Origin of the sequence: Rhodospirillum sp. A1_3_36, from assembly GCF_047263945.1 — a bacterium.
Lineage (GTDB): Bacteria > Pseudomonadota > Alphaproteobacteria > Rhodospirillales > Rhodospirillaceae > Rhodospirillum.
Genome location: NZ_JBLAVB010000001.1, coordinates 1,032,848 through 1,047,693 on the forward strand (window position 1 = coordinate 1,032,848; position 14,846 = coordinate 1,047,693).

Annotated in this window: 17 protein-coding genes; 14 read left to right on the forward strand and 3 right to left on the reverse strand. The window is 63.5% G+C overall.

From position 1 onward, the window contains the following. Positions 1 to 24 precede the first annotated feature (24 nt). From ACLIRY_RS04490 to ACLIRY_RS04535, 10 genes are all read left to right on the forward strand, one after another. The gene (locus ACLIRY_RS04490; protein WP_413204140.1) at positions 25 to 1,128 is read left to right on the forward strand and encodes an NADH:ubiquinone reductase (Na(+)-transporting) subunit F; all 1,104 of its coding nucleotides are present in this window, start codon (positions 25 to 27) and stop codon (positions 1,126 to 1,128) included. Position 1,129: 1 nt separating this feature from the next. Then, on the forward strand, positions 1,130 to 1,561 hold the full coding sequence (locus ACLIRY_RS04495) for a 2Fe-2S iron-sulfur cluster-binding protein (RefSeq protein ID WP_413204141.1): 432 nt from the start codon (positions 1,130 to 1,132) through the stop codon (positions 1,559 to 1,561). Positions 1,562 to 1,595: 34 nt separating this feature from the next. After that, positions 1,596 to 2,528, forward strand: coding sequence for a catechol 2,3-dioxygenase (locus ACLIRY_RS04500; protein ID WP_413204142.1), 933 nt, complete (start codon positions 1,596 to 1,598; stop codon positions 2,526 to 2,528). A 34-nt stretch (positions 2,529 to 2,562) separates the two neighbouring features. Next, entirely contained in the window at positions 2,563 to 2,994 is a 432-nt protein-coding gene (locus ACLIRY_RS04505; RefSeq protein ID WP_413204143.1) for a GlcG/HbpS family heme-binding protein, read from the forward strand. Positions 2,995 to 3,083: 89 nt separating this feature from the next. Then, positions 3,084 to 4,595, forward strand: coding sequence for a 2-hydroxymuconic semialdehyde dehydrogenase (locus tag ACLIRY_RS04510; RefSeq protein WP_413204144.1), 1,512 nt, complete (start codon positions 3,084 to 3,086; stop codon positions 4,593 to 4,595). A gap of 9 nt (positions 4,596 to 4,604) precedes the next feature. Then, complete coding sequence (locus ACLIRY_RS04515; RefSeq protein WP_413204145.1) at positions 4,605 to 5,399, forward strand: 2-keto-4-pentenoate hydratase; 795 nt, start codon at positions 4,605 to 4,607, stop codon at positions 5,397 to 5,399. 7 nt (positions 5,400 to 5,406) lie between these two features. Beyond that, on the forward strand, positions 5,407 to 6,348 hold the full coding sequence (locus tag ACLIRY_RS04520; protein ID WP_413204146.1) for an acetaldehyde dehydrogenase (acetylating): 942 nt from the start codon (positions 5,407 to 5,409) through the stop codon (positions 6,346 to 6,348). A gap of 2 nt (positions 6,349 to 6,350) precedes the next feature. Further along, complete coding sequence (gene dmpG / locus ACLIRY_RS04525) at positions 6,351 to 7,385, forward strand: 4-hydroxy-2-oxovalerate aldolase (RefSeq protein ID WP_413204147.1); 1,035 nt, start codon at positions 6,351 to 6,353, stop codon at positions 7,383 to 7,385. Next, complete coding sequence (locus ACLIRY_RS04530; RefSeq protein ID WP_413204148.1) at positions 7,382 to 8,149, forward strand: 2-keto-4-pentenoate hydratase; 768 nt, start codon at positions 7,382 to 7,384, stop codon at positions 8,147 to 8,149. The genes dmpG and ACLIRY_RS04530 overlap by 4 nt, the downstream gene beginning before the upstream one ends. A gap of 91 nt (positions 8,150 to 8,240) precedes the next feature. Next, on the forward strand, positions 8,241 to 8,834 hold the full coding sequence (locus tag ACLIRY_RS04535; protein ID WP_413204149.1) for a 2-hydroxychromene-2-carboxylate isomerase: 594 nt from the start codon (positions 8,241 to 8,243) through the stop codon (positions 8,832 to 8,834). A gap of 134 nt (positions 8,835 to 8,968) precedes the next feature. Here ACLIRY_RS04535 and ACLIRY_RS04540 read toward each other — a convergent pair whose 3' ends face one another. Continuing rightward, positions 8,969 to 9,667, reverse strand: a complete 699-nt coding sequence (locus tag ACLIRY_RS04540; protein WP_413204150.1) for an HAD-IA family hydrolase — start codon at positions 9,665 to 9,667, stop codon at positions 8,969 to 8,971. 498 nt (positions 9,668 to 10,165) lie between these two features. On the opposite strand from ACLIRY_RS04540, the gene ACLIRY_RS04545 reads away from it, so the two are divergent. The 4 genes from ACLIRY_RS04545 to ACLIRY_RS04560 all read left to right on the forward strand — a co-directional run bounded on the left by ACLIRY_RS04545 (position 10,166) and on the right by ACLIRY_RS04560 (position 11,948). Further along, positions 10,166 to 10,351, forward strand: a complete 186-nt coding sequence (locus ACLIRY_RS04545) for an Arm DNA-binding domain-containing protein (protein WP_413204151.1) — start codon at positions 10,166 to 10,168, stop codon at positions 10,349 to 10,351. Beyond that, positions 10,348 to 10,572 (forward strand): hypothetical protein, encoded by a 225-nt coding sequence (locus ACLIRY_RS04550; RefSeq protein ID WP_413204152.1) that lies wholly within the window; start codon positions 10,348 to 10,350, stop codon positions 10,570 to 10,572. The genes ACLIRY_RS04545 and ACLIRY_RS04550 overlap by 4 nt, the downstream gene beginning before the upstream one ends. A gap of 352 nt (positions 10,573 to 10,924) precedes the next feature. Continuing rightward, positions 10,925 to 11,080 carry a ribbon-helix-helix protein, CopG family gene (locus tag ACLIRY_RS04555; RefSeq protein WP_413204195.1) on the forward strand — a complete coding sequence of 52 codons (156 nt, stop codon included), beginning with the start codon at positions 10,925 to 10,927 and terminating at the stop codon, positions 11,078 to 11,080. Between the two features lie 49 nt (positions 11,081 to 11,129). After that, a complete protein-coding gene (locus ACLIRY_RS04560; RefSeq protein WP_413204153.1) occupies positions 11,130 to 11,948 on the forward strand; it encodes a hypothetical protein in 819 nt (272 codons plus the stop codon). A 569-nt stretch (positions 11,949 to 12,517) separates the two neighbouring features. On the opposite strand, the gene cas2 is transcribed toward ACLIRY_RS04560, so the two are convergent. Together cas2 and cas1 are read right to left on the reverse strand one after the other, a co-directional pair. Further along, positions 12,518 to 12,808: a CRISPR-associated endonuclease Cas2 gene (cas2, locus tag ACLIRY_RS04565; RefSeq protein WP_413204154.1), complete on the reverse strand. Its 291-nt coding sequence runs from the start codon at positions 12,806 to 12,808 to the stop codon at positions 12,518 to 12,520. 13 nt (positions 12,809 to 12,821) lie between these two features. Continuing rightward, a complete protein-coding gene (gene cas1, locus ACLIRY_RS04570) occupies positions 12,822 to 14,837 on the reverse strand; it encodes a CRISPR-associated endonuclease Cas1 (protein WP_413204155.1) in 2,016 nt (671 codons plus the stop codon). Positions 14,838 to 14,846: the final 9 nt, after the last annotated feature.

The window sequence follows — 14,846 nt, forward strand, 5'->3', positions numbered from 1 at the left end:
TGGAAAGCGCTTGGGAGGGCGCAAATGACCCATATGCTGACCATAGAACCCACCGGGGACGAAATCGAGGTCGAGGAAGGCCAGACAATCCTCGACGCGGCTTTGCGCGCCGGTGTCTGGCTGCCCCACGCCTGTGGCCATGGCCTGTGCGGAACCTGCAAGGTTGAGGTACTCGACGGCGAGGTGAGCCACGGCGCGGCCTCGGACTTCGCGCTAATGGATTTCGAGCGGCAGGAGGGCAAGACCCTCTGCTGCACCGCGACCCTGGACTCTGACGTCACCATCGAAGCGGAAATCGACGAGGAGCCCGACGCGCGCGTGATTCCCGTTCGGGATTTTACCGCCACCATCGCACGCTTGGACGACCTGACCCATGACGTGAAGGGGGTGGTCTTGGCCCTGGACAACCCCATCGATTTCCAGGCGGGGCAGTACATTAACCTGACGATTCCCGGGGTGAAGGGCGCGCGGGCCTTCTCTATCGCCAACCCACCCGGCGCCAACCCACCCGGCGCCAACCCACCCAGCGCCAACCCACCCAGCGCCAACACCGTGGTGGAGCTCCATGTGCGTCTGGTGCCTGGCGGCGCCGCGACACCGGTGATTCATTCGGATTTAAAGGTAGGAGATCGCCTGACTTTCTCGGGTCCCTATGGGCGCTTCTTTGTCCGCAAATCCCAACCCGGCCCCCTGCTGTTCATGGCCGGAGGCACGGGCCTGTCCAGCCCCCGGTCCATGATCCTGGAGCTCTTGGCCGAGGGCTGTACAGAGGCGATCACCCTGATCCATGGGGTGCGGACTCAAGCTGACCTCTATGGCCAAGAGGAAATGGAGGCTCTGGCTGCGGCCCATGGGAGTTTCACCTATGTGCCCGCCCTGTCCGACGAACCGGCCGACAGCGGATGGCAGGGTGCCCGGGGCTTTGTCCATGACGTGGCCCAATCCCTGACCGGAGGCCTGTTCGCGGGACACAAGGCCTATCTTTGCGGTCCACCGCCGATGGTCGAGGCTTGCATCCGGACCCTGATGAAGGGCCGCCTGTTTGAACAGGACATCTTCACCGAGAAGTTCCTGACGGCCAAGGACGCCGAGGAAAAACCCCGCAGCCCCGTTTTCCGGAGGCTGTGACATGGAAAGGACCAATCAACCCTGCGCATCCGCGCCCACCAGTCTGCTGGCCGCCATCCGTCAGGGGGCCGGTCTCCGCCATAGGGTGCGCGTTCTGGGAGGAGGCGATTTCCTCTGCGGAGACAGGGAACGTCTGCTCATCGCCATGGAACGGACCGGTGCCGGTGGAGTCCTGGTGGGCTGCCGCCGGGGGGGCTGTGGTGTCTGCCGGATCCGGGTGCTCGAAGGCACCTATGAGACGGAAGCCATGAGCGGCGAACACGTGCCAGAAGAAGAGCGGGCCGAGGGATACGCCCTCGCCTGCTGCGTCCGGCCCACCAGTGATCTCGTGGTGGCGCCCGCTTTCAAGAAACCGCCCCGTCGGGCACGACGGGTGAATAGGGGGGAGACGTCTCTCCAAACGAACGAAGTGAACATCGAAGTCACACAATGACCGCAGGAAGCGGTCGACAAGGAGGAAATAAAGAATGGCTGTTACTGGAGTTTTGCGTCCTGGCTACATTCAGCTCCGCGTGCTCGACATGGGCAAGGCTCTGACCCACTACGTGGATCACCTGGGCCTGAGCAAGGTCAGCGAGGAAGCAGACGGGCGTGTCTATTTGAAGGCCTGGGACGAGTTCGATCGCCACAGTGTCATCCTGAAGGAGGCCGCGAGCCCGGGCTTCGACGTCATGGGATTCAAAGTGGCCAGCGACGCTGATCTGGATGCCTTCGCCAAGCGCCTGACCGACGATGGCCTGACTGTGGATGAGGTTGCTGCAGGCGAGCAGCCCGGTCTGGGACGCCGCATTGGCTTCATGCTTCCCTCGGGCCATCGCATCGAGCTGTTCGCCGAAATCGAGATGGCCGCAGAACATCCTCCGGTGGTCAACCCTGACGTCTATCCCAATGGGAAGATGCCCCATGGCATGAAGGCCATCCGCTTCGACCACGCCCTGCTGTATGGGCCTAACGTGGATGAGGTGAACAGGATCTTCACCGAATGCCTGGATTTCCGTCTGGCCGAATATGTGGAGTTGGATGACCAGGGCCATAAAATGGCCGTCTGGCTGACCTGTTCCATGAAAGCCCACGACATCGCCTTCGTGCTGCACGAGGAGCCAGGCAAGTTCCACCATGCGGCCTTCTTCCTGGAAAACTGGAACGACATCGGCAACGCCGCAGACATCATCACCTGCAACGATATCTCGCTGGATATCGGCCCCACCCGCCACGGCATCACCCGCGGTCAGACCATCTATTTCTTCGACCCGTCGGGCAACCGCAACGAAGTCTTCGCCGGGGGCTACACCTACTACCCCGACAACCCAACGCGGAAATGGTCCCTGGACCAGATCGGCAAGGGCATTTTCTACTACGACCGCAAGCTGAACGACGCCTTCTTGTCCGTTCTGACCTGACCACATTCCCCTTTTGACCCAGGGAGTCCCAACAATGGATTTTCAACTGACTGCGCGTCAGGACACCATCACCGATGAGGCCGCGTTGAAAGCCGTACAGGCGGCAGTGGCCAAAGGGCGGGAGTTGGGCTGCGCCATGGTGACCGCCGTCGTGGATCCGGGGGGGAATTTGGTCGCCTGTGTCCGGCCGACGGGGGCCTTTGTGGCTTCCGTTGGCATCGCCCGGGACAAAGCCTGGACGGCGGCCACCTTTGGGCTATCCACGGACGATTTGCACAATGCCGTGGTCGAACCCCCGCATTTGCACGATGGCATCGCCTCCCGAGACGGCGTTGTCCTGTTTGGCGGCGGGCTTCCCCTGCGCCACGAGGGCCGCATCGTCGGAGGCATCGGGTGTTCCGGCGGCTCCGAGGACCAGGACCGCGCCTGTGCCGAGGCGGGCATGGCGGCCCTGGGGCTTTCGTAAGCCGATCAGGACCGGAGCTTTCTTTAACCGCGACCGAGCCGCCCCAACGCAGGGCGGTCGACCAAAGATGTATCTGAGGAGCATGATATATGACGGCGCTGAGCGCGATGGCGCAACCGGTAGACGGTCTGGAGGCCGCCCGACGGGAGGCTCTGCACTTTATCAATGGTGCATTCACCAAAGGGCAAACGGGCAAAAGTTGGGAAAACCGCAGCCCGTTGGACAACAGTGTGATCGGCTTGGTCCACGAAGGGGGAGAGGCCGAGGTTGATGCGGCGGTCCGTGCCGCCCATGACGCCCTGAAGGGCGATTGGGGCCGGATGACCGTCGAACAGCGCACCACCCTGCTGGGTGCTGTGGCCGACGAGATCAACAACCGCTTCGATGAATTCCTCGAGGCCGAATGCCTGGACACCGGCAAACCCATGGGGCTGGCCCGGCATATCGACATCCCCCGGGGCGCGGCCAACTTCAAGATGTTCGCCGATGTCATCAAGACCATTCCGACGGAAGCCTTTGAGTCCGCAACCCCTGACGGGGCGGGTGCGCTGAACTACTCCCTGCGCAAACCCCGGGGCGTGATCGCCGTGGTCTGCCCCTGGAACCTGCCCCTGCTGCTGATGACCTGGAAGGTTGGTCCTGCCCTGGCTTGCGGAAACACGGTGGTGGTCAAACCCTCCGAGGAAACCCCCTTGACCGCCACCCTTCTGGGCGAGGTCATGAACAAGGTGGGCGTGCCCAAGGGCGTCTATAACGTGGTCCACGGTTTTGGGCCGGAGAGCGCGGGCGCCTATCTGACCGGCCACCCCCTGGTCGATGGCGTGACTTTCACCGGTGAGACCCGCACGGGCGAGGCCATCATGCGAGCCGCATCCAGCGGCATGCGTCCGGTTTCCCTGGAGCTGGGGGGCAAGAACCCGGCCCTGGTCTTCGCCGATTGCGATATGGACAAGGCCATCGAAGGCACCATGCGCTCGGTCTTCGCCAACTGCGGTCAGGTCTGCCTGGGCACCGAGCGGGTCTACGTTGAGCGCCCCATCTTCGACGAGTTCGTCGCCCGCCTTAAGGCCGGAGCGGAAGCCCTCACCTTGGGCCATCCCACCGACAAGGCCACCAACCTGGGTCCCCTGATCAGTCAGGAACACCGGGACAAGGTCCTGTCCTATTACAAACTGGCCGTGGAGGAAGGCGCCACAGTCGTGACCGGCGGCGGCGTGCCCGAAATGCCCGGTGCGATGGCCGACGGCGCCTGGGTCCAGCCCACCATTTGGACCGGCCTGTCCGATGACGCCCGCGTCGTCCGCGAGGAGATCTTCGGCCCCTGCTGCCACATCCGGCCCTTCGATACGGAAGAGGAAGCCGTGGCCCTGGCCAACGATACCCAATACGGTCTGGCCTGCTCGGTCTGGACGGAAAACCTGTCCCGGGCGCACCGGGTGTCTGCCCAGATGGACGTGGGACTGTGCTGGGTGAATTCCTGGTTCCTGCGGGACCTGCGCACACCATTTGGCGGGTCCAAGCAATCGGGCATTGGCCGCGAAGGCGGTGTGCACAGCCTGGAGTTCTATACCGAACTCTCCAACGTCTGCATCAAACTCTAGGAAGAGCCCATGACTTCGACCCAGGACACTATCCAGAAGGCCGCTGATCTGCTGTGGCAGGCCGGTCAATCCGGCATCCCCTGCGATCCGGTTCGCAGCCTGCTCGCCGAGGGTGATCTGGAGGGGGCCTATGCCATCCAGGAAATCAACACCAAGCGGAGCCTCGACGCGGGCCGCCGTCTGGTAGGCCGCAAGATCGGCCTGACCAGCAAGGCCGTTCAGACCCAATTGGGCGTCGACCAGCCGGACTACGGCATGCTGTTTGCCGACATGGCCATCGCTGAGGGGGAGGACATCGCCCTGTCGGCCGTCATGCAGCCCAAGGTGGAGGCTGAAATCGCCTTCGTCCTGGCCGCCGATCTGGACAGTGAGCAACTCACGCTCGCGGACCTGACACGGGCCGTTGACTACGCCGTGGCCGCCATTGAGGTGGTCGGATCCCGGGTGGCCAACTGGGACATCCGGATCCTCGACACCATCGCTGACAACGCCTCCTCGGGGCTCTATGTGCTCGGCTCCGAGCCGCGCGGTTTAGGCGAGTTCGATCCGCGCCTCTGCGGCATGGTCATGGAAAAGGGCGGTGAGCCGGTCTCCGTTGGTGCCGGGGCGGCTTGTCTGGGCAATCCACTGACGGCGGCCCTATGGCTGGCCAAGGTCATGGCCCGCGTAGGGCGCCCCCTGCGGGCGGGTGACACTATTCTGTCCGGTGCGCTGGGTCCCATGGTCGCCGCCGCACCGGGTGACATTTTTGAGGCGCGGGTGAACGGATTGGGATCCGTCCGTGCCGCCTTTGGAAAGGAGTAAAGGACCGATGAGCAAGGTGAAATGCGCCATCATCGGGCCGGGGAATATTGGGACCGACCTGATGATCAAGGTGATGCGCACCGCCAAGCACCTGGAGATGGGCGCCATGGTCGGCGTCGATCCCAAATCTGACGGGTTGGCCCGCGCCGCCCGTCTGAACGTGGCCACCACCCACGAGGGGATCGAGGGCCTGCGCGCCCTGCCCAACTACGACGAGATCAAGGTCGTCTTCGACGCGACCTCGGCCAAGGCCCATATGCACCATGACAAGGTGCTGCGCGCCGATGGCAAGCAGGTCATCGACCTGACGCCCGCAGCCCTTGGCCCCTACACCATTCCCGTGGTCAACCTGGAGGCCAATCTGGGCGAGGGCAACGTGAACATGGTGACCTGTGGCGGTCAGGCGACCATTCCCATGGTCTATGCGGTCAAGCGCGTGGCCAAGCGGCTGGTCTATGGCGAGATCGTCGCCTCGATCTCTTCGAAGTCCGCCGGCCCCGGCACCCGGGCCAATATCGACGAGTTCACCGAGACCACGCGCGCGGCCATTGAGCAGGTGGGCGGCGCCGAGCGGGGCAAGGCGGTGATCATTCTCAACCCCGCCGAGCCGCCGATGATCATGCGCGACACGGTCTTTACCCTCTCCCAGGGCGCGACCCAGGAGGAGATCACCCAATCCATCATGGAAATGGTGACCGAGGTGCAGAAATACGTTCCAGGCTACCGCCTGAAGCAGGCCCCCCAGTTCGAGCATATCGGCGACAACAACCCGGTGAACATCCCCGGGATTGGTCTCTGCTCCGGCCTGAAGACCTCGGTCTTCCTGGAGGTCGAGGGCGCCGCCCACTACCTGCCTGCCTATGCCGGAAACCTCGACATCATGACCTCCGCCGCCTTGGCCACTGCCGAGCGCTGGGTGGAAAAGACTTTCGCGAAGGAGGCGGCATAGCCATGGCGCGCGCCAATCCGAATAAACTCTATATTCAGGACGTGACCCTGCGCGATGGCATGCATGCCGTCCGTCACCAATACTCCCTGGAAACCGCCCGGGACGTGGCCAAGGCGCTCGATCGGGCCAAGGTTGACGCCGTGGAGATCTGCCACGGGGACGGCCTGACCGGCTCCACCTTCAACTACGGCTTCGGCAAGCATTCCGACCGGGAGTGGATCGAAGCCGTAGCCGACGAGCTGACCCATGCCCGGGTAGCGGTGCTGCTGATACCGGGCATAGGCACCATCCATGACCTGAAGGAGGCCTATGACGCCGGAGCCCGCTCGGTTCGCGTGGCGACCCATTGCACCGAAGCCGACGTCTCTGCCCAGCATATCGCCGCAGCCCGGGAGATGGGCATGGACACCATCGGCTTCCTGATGATGTCCCATATGATCCCGACCAAAGCGCTAATCGAACAGGCCAAGCTGATGGAAAGCTATGGCGCTGAATGTGTCTATGTGACCGACAGCGCCGGGGCCCTGCTGCCCGCCGACGTGGCCGAGCGGGTGAAGGCCTTCCGCGACGCCCTGAAGCCGGAAACGGAAATCGGTGTGCATGCCCACCACAACCTGTCCATGGGCGTGGCCAACTCCGTCGCCGCCATCGAGGCGGGCGCGGTCCGCGTCGACGCATCCCTCGCCGGCAATGGCGCGGGCGCAGGCAACTGCCCGCTGGAAATTCTGGTGGCCGTGCTGGAACGCATGGGGATCGACTGCGGCTGCGACTTGCCCATCTTGATGGACACTGCGGACGACATCGTCCGTCCCCTGCAAGATCGCCCCGTGCGGGTCGACAGGGAGAGCCTCTCCCTGGGGTATGCCGGGGTTTATTCCTCCTTCCTCCTGCATGCCGAACGGGCCTCCAAGTCCTACGGCATTCCCACCCGGGATATCCTGGTGGAACTGGGGCGGCGGCGCATGGTTGGCGGTCAGGAAGACATGATCGTCGATGTCGCATTGGATCTGGCCAAGGAACGGGAGACCGCAGCATGAGCACGGAAAAATTCGCCGCCATCGTCGATGACGCCGCACGCACCGCAAAGGCAATCCCCCAACTGACGGCCGAAAGCCCCGACCTGAGCGTGGAGGACGCCTATTCCATCCAAGCCCAATCCATCGCCCGCCGTCTGGCGCGCGGGGAACACCGGGTCGGGGTGAAAATGGGCCTGACCTCCCGGGCCAAGATGATCCAGGTGGGCGTGGACGAGGTCATTTGGGGGCGCTTGACCAACGCCATGCGGCTGGAGGAAGGAGGGTCCTTCTCCCGCGCCAAGTATGTGCACCCCCGCGCCGAACCGGAAATCGCCTTCCTGATCGGCCAACCTCTATCCGGCGAGGTGTCTCCGCTGGAAGCCCTGGCTGCGGTCGACGCCGTTGCCCCGGCCATCGAACTGATTGATAGCCGGTACGAAAACTTCAAGTTCACCCTACCCGACGTGGTGGCGGACAATTCGTCTTCCTCCGGCTTCGTGCTGGGGAACTGGGCGCCCAAGGACACCCCCATCGACAACCTGGGTATCCTGTTGGAGGCCGATGGTCGACCCGTTCAGGTGGGCTCTACTGCGGCGATCCTCGGCCATCCCGTGCGCTCTCTGGTCCAGGCCGCCCGTTTGGTGGCCCGCTGGGGCGAAGCCCTCGCGCCCGGGGATATCGTCCTCGCCGGGGGTGCCACAGCAGCCCATGCCATGACGCCGGGGATGCATATCCGCGCCGTCTTCCAGGATCTGGGCTCGGTTTCCATCCGCTGCGTCGACTGAGCCTATCCGGCGGTCTCGTGTCGCATCCTCCGCCGGTCGCGGCGTGGGACCGCCGGACTTTTTGTTTGTGGTGTTGATCAGGGGAGACGTCATGTCTGATCGGGTTGGCCTGAGGGTCTTTTTCAATTTCCGCAGTCCCTATTGCTACTTGGGATCAAAGACAATGTTTCCGCTATTCGAGCGGTTCGACGTCGATCTGCTCTGGCGCCCCCTGCCGGGCTGGAACGGGCGCTCCGATCCGGAGCGGGCCAAGGTCAAACTGCCCATCGCCCGCCAGGACATGCGCCGTTTCGCCCGCCGACTTGGAATTCCCGTAAACCCGCCCCCGGTGACCACCGACCCGACACGGGCCGCAGCGATCTCGTTACTGGCCGAGGAGAAGGGACTGCTCAAGGAGTGGGTGGTGGAATGCATGCGTGAGGAATGGGCCAAGGGCCAGGACATTGGCCAGGATGCCCCCCTGCGCGCCGTGGCCGAGCGGATCGACCTGGATCCTGCTGAGGCCCTGAGCGCGGCCGATGACCCGGCCCGTCTCGCAACGTTGGAAGCACATGCGGAGGAGGCCAAGGCGTCCGGTGTTTTCGGAGTGCCAACCTTCGTTGTCGGCGAGGAGATCTTCTGGGGACAGGACCGCCTGGATTTTCTGGACGAACATTTGCGCACCTTAGGTTGTTCCAGGCTGTAATGCTCGCGGAGAACAGTATCTCGTCCTTTCTGGGCGATTGACCAAGCCCATTTGGGGGCCAATGCCCCCAAATCCCAAACCCAGGAAAACACGAGACCCTGTCGTCTACCGCGCTCCCCCCTTCCTCCCATACATCACCGACCGATGATGGATCGGCAGAGCGCCAGGTCCACGCCCTCATCAAGGTGAGCAACGATCCGGTCGGCCAGAGAGACGGACTCCCCCTCCGTATAGGTGGACAGGGTAACAATGCAGCGCATGCCCGCAGCCTTAGCCGCAGCCAGACCGATAGCGCTATCCTCAATCACCATACACCGTGCCGGAGAAAGACCCAGCGTCTCCGCCGCCAGGGTATAAATGGCCGGATCAGGTTTCTTACGGGCCACGACATCCCCGGCGAAAATCCGGATCTGTCCCGCCCGTTCGGGGCCCAACAGCACACGAACCACCGCCTCTACCGCGCGCTCGTTGGAGGTGGAACAGACCGCTACCGGCAGCCCCTCTTCCAGGGCCGCATCGACCATCCGCGCCACCCCAGGCCGCAGGGGAAGAGCCCCGGTTTCAATCAGCTCCATGAAAATATCGGTCTTGCGCCGATGCAGGGTTTGGATCAGGGCGCCCCGATCCGTTTCCGCCACCGGCCAGCCGATTTCATCGAAGTGGCGCCGCATGCGCTCCTTCCCCCCTCCTGTGGTCAGTAATACGCCATAGCGCTCCACGGACCAGTCTGCGTCCACCCCCATCTCGGCAAAGGACCGATTGAAGGCCACACGGTGCCCGTCGCGCTCTGTATCGACCAGCACACCATCGCAATCGAAAATCAAGGCTTGCATCGGGTCAGTATCCCCTTGACAAAATTTGGCCGTCACCCGCCAACAACCTCCGCCGCTTTCGCCTTTCCAGCCGATCCAAAGGTTTGGATGATGGCCATCACATCTGCCTTCATGGCATCGTGCTGGGCAGCGATAAAGGGCAGTGGCTCCCCCAATTCCGGCTTATCCCGAAACTCAGGGCGGGAAGTCCCGTCGTGAAGGAGATCAACAAAAGGACTTTCGAACAGGATCCGGCAGCTTCAGGAAATCCTGGGCACACATCTGGGGCCATCCATGAACCAACTGTCGATAACTAACTGAATTGACCGCTTTATACCAAGGTGCGGTGAGTTTGACACACCGCACCTTGGAAACGGCCAAGTGGCCGCCGCGCCTTATGGCGCGTAAAAGCCCGCCTGGCGTTTGAACGCAAGAAAAGCGGCCTGGGTTTCAACCCGCGCCGCTTGGTATTAGGTACCAGATGAATTGACCGCTTCAGTTACCGAGGAGATCCGATCAATGTCCAAGTTGACGAAACGATTTGTGGATCAGATAACTCCCAGCGAAAAAGAGACGACCCACTGGGATAGTCAGCTCCACGGCTTTGGACTGCGGGTCTGGCCCACCGGTCGCAAGACCTACATCGCCACGACCCGGGTGAAGGGGCGTCTACGCAAGCTGACAATTGGTCGCTTGGTTCGGTGACGGCGGAGCAGGCCCGGATCCAGGCGCACCAGATCATTTCAAAGGCCAAGGCCGAGAATGATCCCGTGAAGGTTCTGGATCAGGCACGCAAATCACCAACCATGAAGGGGCTGGGCGAACGCTTCCTCCAGGATCATGGCGCCATGCGCTGCAAACCAAGCACCCAATACGAGTACAATCGGACAGTAGAGCTGTTCATCAACCCCGAACTCGGCACCTGAAGGGTCAGCAACATCGAGCGGCAGGATATCGCCGAGGTTTGGGGTCTGCGACCCGACCACAGCAATCCATGCCTTCATGTGAAAAAATATCCCGAGATCCTGGCACCTCCGGCCTCCGCCGGAGAGGCCTGGCGGCACCCCTTCGGGCGGGCAGCTCGACCGCTCCCGCCTGAGCCCCGAGGAAAAACAGGTCCCCGACCAACGCAAGATCAACATGCACGCGGCAACAGACCTCTACGAAGGCCTCCAGCGGGACGCCATGGGTCTGCACCCCAAGGAACAAGGTCGATCCCGCGACAAAGGGAGGGGACTCTAAGCCCTACCCTCCTCCCTCCACCAGATCAAGGCCTACCTGAATGACGCGAAGCGCGCCCACCTGGACGCCTTGGCGGAGAATACCCACCTTTCCCGGTCGGAACTCCTGCGCCGCCTGATCCTCGGGACTCCCCTCCCCGATCCCGCCTCCTTGTCCTGGCCGACCGCATCGCCAACACCCAATCGGAGCTGAAGGCCGCTGCCGTCGATCTGCGCCAAAGCCTTCAACCGACGCGCCGCCGATGATCGCCAAGAAGATCGGCAAGAAGGCAGATGTGGCCGACCACTATACCCAGCCCGCGCTCTACATCGCCGCAGCGTCGGAAAAAGGCGAAACGCTCGACCGGTTCTGGATCGCGAATTGTGGTGCGGGCGAGGATCTGGCCGACCTGGATCCCGCCCTTGCGGAGATCGAAGTGGCCCGGAAACTCCGCGCCACCGTGAAGGACAAGACCGATCACCTTGTGGTGTCCTTCCGGCCCATCGCCTTCAACAAGGTCCATCCGCAGACCCTGAAGGCAATCAGCCCCTACAAGGACTTCCAGAAGTTGGAAGCGACCTCTCGGGCTATGGAGCGGACATACGGCCTGACCGTCGACAAGGGCATGTCAGACGGCCGTGGGAGGGAGGGCCTCTCGCCAACCGCCTGCGACTTCGAGGCCAACACCTGGACGGAAAGTTTCCAGACCCATGTCCTGAAGCACAAGGACGCCCTTTTGGACGCCAAAGCTCCCCCTCGACCGACCAGGGCCAGATACAGGCCCCGCCCCCTGGTTCGGCATCCGAACACCGCACGCCTCTGGCGCCGCTATCTGACCCAGAAGTGGGTCCTCCCGACGAGCCCTTCCCTCGCCGCGCGGGTGGCGCGGAACTGGAAGCTGTTCCTGATGACCGAGGCCTACGAGGCCCCCCTCGCCTTCGTCCGGATCATGGCCCACAAGGAGGCCTTGGCGGTTGTTTTGGGTGTCCAGGAGCCAAAGCGGGAGGAAGGCAAGCGCCGCCCCTTTGGCCCTGTGCAAGGGCGGAGCGGGTCACCGACAGGTTTTCGTCCGCGTGGATAAGCGGAAGGGTGGTCACCTTCTTTCGACAAAACCGACCCCTACTTCGTTGAAGTTTCAGTCCGCGTGGATAAGCGGAAGGGGGGTCACCAGTATTTCCAATTTACTTCACTACAAGTCACTGTTTCAGTCCGCGTGGATAAGCGGAAGGGTGGTCACCCGGAAGCCCGGTTGAATCCGGCTTCTTCATTCGGTTTCAGTCCGCGTGGATAAGCGGATGGGTGGTCACCATGGGGCAGTTTTGTAAGCATCGAAGATATCAAGTTTCAGTCCGCGTGGATAAGCGGAAGGGTGGTCACCTCGGAGAGGTTAAGGCAGGAGATTTAGGCGGCTGGTTTCAGTCCGCGTGGATAAGCGGAAGGGTGGTCACCCTACCCCTCTGCAAGGGGTTGCGCAAGGCCATTCCTCGAACACAATTTCCACTGATCACAGACATTTTCCCGATACGCCAAGCCTCTTTTTTCACAACACCCCCCTTCCTATCTCAAATTACGCATTATATTCAATGCATAAGAAGCCATCCACTGATCCAGGGCCCTTTTTCCCCCCTTTTCAGCGCCTTGACGGCACCCTCACAGGAGCCAAAAATCCTGGTCCTCGGCCATGGGGGCACCCGTTCCGTGAACCGCGCAATGGCGGCGCCCGTCCGCAGCGATGGCGTAGATCCGCAGAGAATCCCCGCTCTCCAGAAATTGTTCCGCCTCCCGGGCGATGCCCCCGGCCCGCCTGGGCGTCATCCGGGCCTCGAACACGCTTTTCTGAACCCGGGTCGCATGATCCTCCAGCAGGGCCGCCACCTTCCGGCGGGTGCTCGCCCGCCCGATATCGTAGCAAAAAACCATCAGCATTTCCGTGCGGCTCATGGTCCCCTCCCCCTCAATAGTCCATACGATAGGGAATGTGCTCCCCAGCGCCACGCAGGGACCGGGCGAAGGACAGAATCTCCTCCTCCATCAGGCCGCGCCACTTCAGGCGCCGTCCGTCCCGGGGGCTGCGGATGGGATTGTCCAACCAGGCCTCCCATCCCCGGATCACCTCCCGCCGTCCCTCGGGAAGGATCCGACAGCGGTCCGGATCGGATCGGTCGAAATGATCGACCTTGAGGTGACGCTGATTGAACAGGGTCATGGTCAAGGCCTCGACCAGGGGACCGCGCAGGGGCTCCACCAGATCATAAACGCAACCCTGGTGGGTATCCCGCGTCCCGTGGAGGACCCCGAACCCGGGATGCACCCCATGGCGGGAGATCAGGACTTCCACCTCTCGGATCAGCAGCGCTGACAGCCAGGACAGCACCAGGTTCACCGGATCAGGCGGTGGCTGACGCCGCCGCCGATCCAGCCGCCAGGGCTCGCGAAGCAAGCGGGCCAGGGCGGGCCAATAGAGGGCTGCGGCCTCCCCCTCGACGCCCATGATGGCGGCCACGTCCCCTTGGATGGGAAGCTTGCGGATCAGGCGACCAATCCGCGCCGCAGCCGCAGCCGTCTCCTTGTCTTTGAGGGACCGGTTCAGGCGCCGGAGCAAGGCCCGTTGGTTATGAATCCGAGCCCCGGCAAAACTCCGGGCGGCAGCGGCCCGCGCCACCGGGTCCAAGACCAACCGGGCCTGAGCCAGATGCAGCCCGGCCCGGTCCCGCCCGGGCGGCAGGCAATCGCCCACGGACCGACCCCAGCCGTCGACAAAATGGACGGGAATATCCTCCGTCAGGCAGGCGCGCAGGGCCTCATCCTCAACCCCCGCAGCGGGACCGATCTCCACCCGCCCCACCCGTCCGGGCGCGATGGCCAGAAGCTCCGCTTCCCCCTCCCGCACCGTCAGGCTGTGGTTGCGCAGGGCCAGGGTCCGCCCCCGCTCCATCACGTAGAGTACCCGGGTCACCGGCGACAGACCCGCGCTTTCCTCTGCGTCCCGCCGTGCCCCCTGCTCGGCCTCGCGGTCGTCTTCATGGGCCAGGGCGCGCAGCAGGGCCGAGGCGCCCCCGTCCTGATCCGGATCCTCCCCGGCGGGGGAACGAAGAACCATGGATTTGACGAACAGATGGCCCAGGAACCGAAAGCCGGAGTCAAAGGACACCACCCGCGTCTTGTCGCGGTTCAGGGACAGACCAAGCGCCGCCAGGGTCTCGCCCACCCGCTCGAGCACCGCCCGCGCCCGCGCTTCGGTCCGGCAGAGCAGGACAAAGTCATCGGCGTAGCGCACCAGCCGGACACCGGGTCCGAAGGCTGCGTCCTGGGCGGCCTCGTCCAGGTCATCCAGATAGAGGTTGGACAACAGGGGAGAGAGGGGGGATCCCTGGGGCAAGCCCAAGCCCCCCTCCCCCGCATGCTCCAGCCAGACGGCGATCAGGTCCATCAGGGCCGGATCATCCACATGGACGTCCAGGGCGGCGAGCAGGGGGCCATGGGGAACCCGGTCGAAGAAGCGCTCGATATCGCCATCAACCACCCACAGGTAGCCCTTGCCGCGCAGGGCGCGGACCCGTTCGACCGCCTGGACCACCGACCGCCCGGGGCGGTAGGCGAAACTCGCATCCTCGAACTCCGGCTCCAGGTGGGGAACCAGGGCATCGGTGACCGCAGTTTGAACCACCCGATCCACCACGCAAGGAATGGAGAGGACCCGCTCTCCGCCATCGGCCTTGGCGAAGGACACCCGGCGGATCGGGCCGGGCAGATAGCTCCCGTCCCTCAAGGCTTTGTGCAGGGAGAGCAGACGCACCGCCGCCCCCTCGTCGAACAGGCCGACGGTCACGCCATCACCCCCCGCAGCCCCGGCATTGGCCCGCACCCGGTGCCAAGCGGCCTCCAGACTATCCAGGCGTGTCGCTTGCTCGTATAAGGAATGGCGGGGTGGCCGCTTTCCATCGCGCTTCGGCCCATCACGCTTCGTCATGGTCCCTCC

Bases quoted from the DNA above. Each gene is read 5' to 3' on its own strand.
- ACLIRY_RS04490 (WP_413204140.1), top strand. From the start codon at position 25: ATGACCCATATGCTGACCATAGAACCCACCGGGGACGAAATCGAGGTC.
- ACLIRY_RS04495 (WP_413204141.1), top strand. From the start codon at position 1,130: ATGGAAAGGACCAATCAACCCTGCGCATCCGCGCCCACCAGTCTGCTG.
- ACLIRY_RS04500 (WP_413204142.1), top strand. From the start codon at position 1,596: ATGGCTGTTACTGGAGTTTTGCGTCCTGGCTACATTCAGCTCCGCGTG.
- ACLIRY_RS04505 (WP_413204143.1), top strand. From the start codon at position 2,563: ATGGATTTTCAACTGACTGCGCGTCAGGACACCATCACCGATGAGGCC.
- ACLIRY_RS04510 (WP_413204144.1), top strand. From the start codon at position 3,084: ATGACGGCGCTGAGCGCGATGGCGCAACCGGTAGACGGTCTGGAGGCC.
- ACLIRY_RS04515 (WP_413204145.1), top strand. From the start codon at position 4,605: ATGACTTCGACCCAGGACACTATCCAGAAGGCCGCTGATCTGCTGTGG.
- ACLIRY_RS04520 (WP_413204146.1), top strand. From the start codon at position 5,407: ATGAGCAAGGTGAAATGCGCCATCATCGGGCCGGGGAATATTGGGACC.
- dmpG (WP_413204147.1), top strand. From the start codon at position 6,351: ATGGCGCGCGCCAATCCGAATAAACTCTATATTCAGGACGTGACCCTG.
- ACLIRY_RS04530 (WP_413204148.1), top strand. From the start codon at position 7,382: ATGAGCACGGAAAAATTCGCCGCCATCGTCGATGACGCCGCACGCACC.
- ACLIRY_RS04535 (WP_413204149.1), top strand. From the start codon at position 8,241: ATGTCTGATCGGGTTGGCCTGAGGGTCTTTTTCAATTTCCGCAGTCCC.
- ACLIRY_RS04540 (WP_413204150.1), bottom strand. From the start codon at position 9,667: ATGCAAGCCTTGATTTTCGATTGCGATGGTGTGCTGGTCGATACAGAG.
- ACLIRY_RS04545 (WP_413204151.1), top strand. From the start codon at position 10,166: ATGTCCAAGTTGACGAAACGATTTGTGGATCAGATAACTCCCAGCGAA.
- ACLIRY_RS04560 (WP_413204153.1), top strand. From the start codon at position 11,130: ATGATCGCCAAGAAGATCGGCAAGAAGGCAGATGTGGCCGACCACTAT.
- cas2 (WP_413204154.1), bottom strand. From the start codon at position 12,808: ATGAGCCGCACGGAAATGCTGATGGTTTTTTGCTACGATATCGGGCGG.
- cas1 (WP_413204155.1), bottom strand. From the start codon at position 14,837: ATGACGAAGCGTGATGGGCCGAAGCGCGATGGAAAGCGGCCACCCCGC.